General features: G+C 67.6%; 4 protein-coding genes. 1 reads left to right on the top strand and 3 read right to left on the bottom strand.

Annotated elements, in window-relative coordinates:
• Nucleotides 1-114: 114 nt before the first annotated feature.
• The gene (locus tag ACFWPJ_RS25845) at nt 115-459 is read left to right on the top strand and encodes a hypothetical protein (protein WP_378855018.1); all 345 of its coding nucleotides are present in this window, start codon (nt 115-117) and stop codon (nt 457-459) included.
• A 54-nt stretch (nt 460-513) separates the two neighbouring features.
• On the opposite strand, the gene ACFWPJ_RS25840 is transcribed toward ACFWPJ_RS25845, so the two are convergent.
• The 3 genes from ACFWPJ_RS25840 to lat all read right to left on the bottom strand — a co-directional run bounded on the left by ACFWPJ_RS25840 (nt 514) and on the right by lat (nt 4,383).
• A complete protein-coding gene (locus tag ACFWPJ_RS25840; RefSeq protein ID WP_378855016.1) occupies nt 514-1,629 on the bottom strand; it encodes a metallophosphoesterase in 1,116 nt (371 codons plus the stop codon).
• Nucleotides 1,630-1,663: 34 nt separating this feature from the next.
• Nucleotides 1,664-2,782 carry a hypothetical protein gene (locus ACFWPJ_RS25835; RefSeq protein WP_378855015.1) on the bottom strand — a complete coding sequence of 373 codons (1,119 nt, stop codon included), beginning with the start codon at nt 2,780-2,782 and terminating at the stop codon, nt 1,664-1,666.
• A gap of 260 nt (nt 2,783-3,042) precedes the next feature.
• Nucleotides 3,043-4,383, bottom strand: coding sequence for an L-lysine 6-transaminase (lat, locus tag ACFWPJ_RS25830; protein ID WP_378855013.1), 1,341 nt, complete (start codon nt 4,381-4,383; stop codon nt 3,043-3,045).
• Nucleotides 4,384-4,433: the final 50 nt, after the last annotated feature.

The raw sequence follows: 4,433 nt of genomic DNA, 5'->3' as shown, positions 1-4,433 counted from the left end.
GTGGGCGTGGGTGGGCGCTGTGGCGCGCGGCCCCCACGTGACGGCCGCCCGCCCCCCCCGGGACCGGAGGGGATGCGAACTCGAGCGCGCCAGCGCTCCAAATACACTGCTGGCGTGGAACCGATCGAGATCAACGCCGGCGCCTGGTACCTGCGCGCTCTCCGGGCCGACGAGCGCATCGACGATCGTCCGGCCCTGGCCGACGGTGGCATCACCGATCCCGGCTACGTGGAAACCCGCTCGGCCCAGTGGGCAGACGAATCCCACTTCTCCTGGGCGGTCTGCGTGCCGACGACGGCCGAACTGGTCGCGGAGATCGGCGTGACACCCGGACCAGACGACACCGCGACCGTCACCGGCTGGGCCCGTCCCGGCGAGGACGAGGCGCTGGCTGCCGGCCTTGCCTCGGTCCACCGTTTCGTCGCAGGCGCGCTGGGACTGACCGCCGTCCCCGCCTGAGCCGCGGCCGAGTCGACCCGCTCAGGTAGTCGATCTCGACCTCCCGATGACGCGTCAGCCCGCCCGCAGGGTCACCACCGATATATCGGGCGGCGCGCCCACCCGGACCGGCGGTCCCCACGCACCCACACCGCGGGTCGTGAACATCTGCATCTCGCCTACCCGGCTGTGACCGGCGACAGTGCCGTTGATCCACTTCACCGGATACATCAGCGGCCACATCTGCCCGCCGTGGGTGTGCCCGGACAGCTGCAACCGCACACCGTGCTCGCTCGCCACCGTCCCCTGCAACGGCTGGTGGGCGAGCAGCACGGTGAACCGGCCTCGATCCTGCCCGGCCAGCGCGGCCGCGACATCGGGCGCCGGATCGGTGGCGGCGAAGTCGTAGACCCCGGCGATATCGATGGACGCGTCCCCGACCGTCACGGCGGCGCGGCTGTTGCGCAGCGAGGTGAGCCCCAAGCGGTCGTAGTAGTCGAGCCAGTTGTCGGGCCGGTTCACATACCCTTCGTGATTGCCCGCGACCACGAATTTCCCGTACTTCGCCCGCAATCCGGCCAGCGGGTCGATGTCGGCGCCGACGTAGTCGACCGCACCGTCGAGCAGATCCCCCGGCAGCACGATGACATCGGGCTGCTGCTCGTTGACCAGCTCGACCACCCGCCGGGTGAATTCCGCCCCGCGTGCGGCGCCGACATGGATGTCGGCGACCACGACGACGCGCAGACCGTCGAACTCACGCGGCAACTGCGCGAAGGTGAGTTCGGCCTCGACCACCCGCAGCCGGTTCGCCTCGACCACGCCGTAGGCGACCGTGCCGAGGGACGCGACGATCACCACCGCCGACAGCACCCGGATCAGCCGCCGCCGGTCTGGATACTTCAGCAGGCGTGCCACGAGGAGCACGAACCCGATCGCTATCAGCCCGATCCCCAGATAGAACAGGACCGCGAGCCAGACCTCACCCAGCCAGACGATCGGCCGGACAGGCTCCGGCGAGAAGGCGTTTCCCGCGCCGGCCGCGACGAACGGCGGGATCCACAGCAGCACGAGCCCGATCGCGGCGGCCCGGCGCGCGGCGACGCCGAGGCCGGGCGCGACCGCGAAACGCCGGTACAACAGCCAGTGCACGAGACCGAGCACGGCCCCGACGAACAACATCTGGAGCATTCGCACATGGTGCCATCACGGCGGGCGCCATCCGCTAGCGCATGACCCCCGTGTGCCCGGTGGAGTAGCGCCCCGGCTGCGGCCACACCGTCAACCCGTGCGGACCGTGGTCGACGGGGATGCGCGCCAACAGGTTCCAGTTGACGATGTCGACCGCGTACACCTCGTTGTCGTGCCTGCCCGACACCCAGAACACCCGCCCGTCGGCGGAGATATTGCCCATGTCCGGGCTACCGCCACCCGGGATGAACCACTTGTGCACCAGTCCGTTGGCGCCGAAGTCCCACACCGAGATGCTGCCCTCGTGCCGGTTGGTGATCAGCATCTGCTGGGAGTCACGCGTCACGTAAAGCCCGTGCGTCCCTGTACCGGTGGGGATGAAACCGGTGTTGACGAAGGTATGCGCGTCGAAGGTGTAGATGCCGTCGGCCATCATGTCGGCGACGAAGAAGACGTGCCCGTCGGGCGAGAGCTTCACATCCTGCGGCATACCGCCGCGCCCGCCCGGCAGGTCGATCATCTTGATCAGCGTGCGCTGCGCGACATCGAAAACCGCCATCCGCCCGATGAATTCACAGCTGGCGAGGGCGAAACGCCCGTCCGCGGTGAAGTCCATGTGGTCGACGCCGGCGCACTCGGGCACCGCGAGCGCGTGCAGCTTCTGCCAGGTCACCGGATCGTAGAAGTCCAGCGACTTGTCCGCCTCGGCGACAACCAGCGCGAACTTGCCGTCCGGCGTGTAATACATGTTGTACGGGTCGCGCACCGGAATGGCCGGTCCCGCAGGCGCTCCGGTGCGTGGATCGATCGGCAGCAGGCTGCCGCCCCCGATCGGCAGGTCGTTGGTGGCGTAGAGGGTCTGCATGTCGTAGGACGGCACCACGTGCTGGGGCTCGGAACCGCCCGAGGAGAAGGTGTCGAGCACCTCGAAGGTGTTCTGGTCGATCACCGTCACCGTGTTGGACTTGCTGTTGGGCACGTAGACCAGCGGCCGGTGATCGGCGACCGCCGGGCTGAGTTCCCGGTTGGCCGCGTAGATGTCGGTGGGCGAGAGCGGCGGCGGCATCCCGGGCAGCAGGTCGGTCATGTGCGGCGGCATGGCGGTCGGTGAGGTGGTCGAGGCGGGCGCCGCTGTCGGCTGGTCGACCGTCACGGCTTCACTGTTCGAACAGCCGGCCGTGACAAGCAGCAAGGCGGTAGCAATTTGTCTGATTCGCACGGTTCGGCGGTTCATGCGCAGCACCGTTCCATGCCGTACTGACATCCGAATGACATGGATGCGAAGCCTAGAAGCTAGAACAGCGAAAAGCTAGCTATCCCGCCTCTCCGCGATTCAGCCAGACTCAGGCGCTACCAAGGCAATACGGGCGGCCGGCGGCAACGCAGCCGCCGACACAGCCCGTACCCGACGAGTTACCCATGTTCTCGCGAAAGCACGGCATCGAACGCATCAGCGACCTGCCCGAGTTCTTCCTCGGTGACCGTCAGCGGCGGACGGAACCGGATGCCACGCTCCCCGGTCCCCAGCAGCAGCACATGCTGACGTTCCCGCATCGCCGTCACCACCCGATCCCGCAGGTCATGGCTGGCCAGCGTGATCGCGCACATCAGACCGCGCCCGCGCGGCTCGCTCACCTTGTCCGGATGCGCGGCGGCGAGCTGACCCAGCTGGTCGAGCAGGTAGGCCCCGAGTGCCACCGACTTCTCGATCAGCCGATCCTGTTCCAGCACTTCGAGAATGCGCCGGGTGCGCACCATGTCGGTGAGGTTGCCGCCCCAGGTGGAGTTCAGGCGGGAGTGCACCCGGAAGACATTGTCGGGCACCTCGTCGACCCGCCCGCCCGCCATGACGCCGCAGACCTGCGTCCTCTTGCCGAACGCCACCACATCGGGCTCCAGCCCCAATTGCTGATAGGCCCAGGTGGTTCCGGTCATCCCGACACCGGTCTGCACCTCGTCGAGGACGAACAGCGCGTCGTTGTCGTGACACAGCCGCTGCATCGCGCCGAGGAACTGCGGTCGCAGATGCCGGTCACCGCCCTCGCCCTGGATCGGCTCGGCGATGAAGCAGGCGATGTCGTGCGGGTAGTCGGCGAAGGCCTGCGCGGCCTGCGCGATGGAGCGGGCTTCGAGCACTTCGATGTCGGGGCCCGCCATGGTGTGCGGTGTCTCGATGCGCGGCCAGTCGAACTTCGGGAAGCGCGCGGTCTTGATCGGGTCGGTGTTGGTGAGCGACATCGTGTAACCGCTGCGGCCGTGGAAGGCCCCGGTCAGGTGCAGCACCTTGGTGCCGAGTTCCGGTGAGCGGCCGTGCGATTCGTTGTGCCTGCTCTTCCAGTCGAACGCGACCTTCAGCGCGTTCTCCACCGCGAGGGCACCACCGTCGATGAAGAACAGATGCGGTAGTCGCGGATCGCCGATCACGCGGACGAAGGTCTCGACGAAGCGAGCCATCTCCACGGTGTACATATCGGAATTGCTCGGCTTGTTCAGCGCGGCGGTGGCCAGTTCGGCGCGGAAGCGCTCGTCGCCGGCCAGCGCGGGATGGTTCATCCCGAGCGCGTTGGAGGCGAAGAAGCCGAACATGTCGAGGTAGGCCGTGCCGTCGCGCTCATCGATGAGCTTGCGGCCGTGCGAGTTGTGCAGATCGAGCACAAGTTCGAAGCCGTCCGCGAGGATGTGCGAGGACAGGATTTCGTGGACCCGGTTGGCGGGGGTGACCGCCGCGCCGGGGCGCTCCAGTTCGATGGTCACAAAACCGAGGGTACGCAAATATTTACGGAACCTCTACGGAATCGCGGAAC

It is taken from the genome of Nocardia sp. NPDC058497, assembly GCF_042720195.1.
Classification (GTDB): Bacteria; Actinomycetota; Actinomycetes; order Mycobacteriales; family Mycobacteriaceae; genus Nocardia.
Note: the sequence above shows the minus strand (reverse complement) of the source record. Positions and strands in the feature narration are given on the sequence as shown.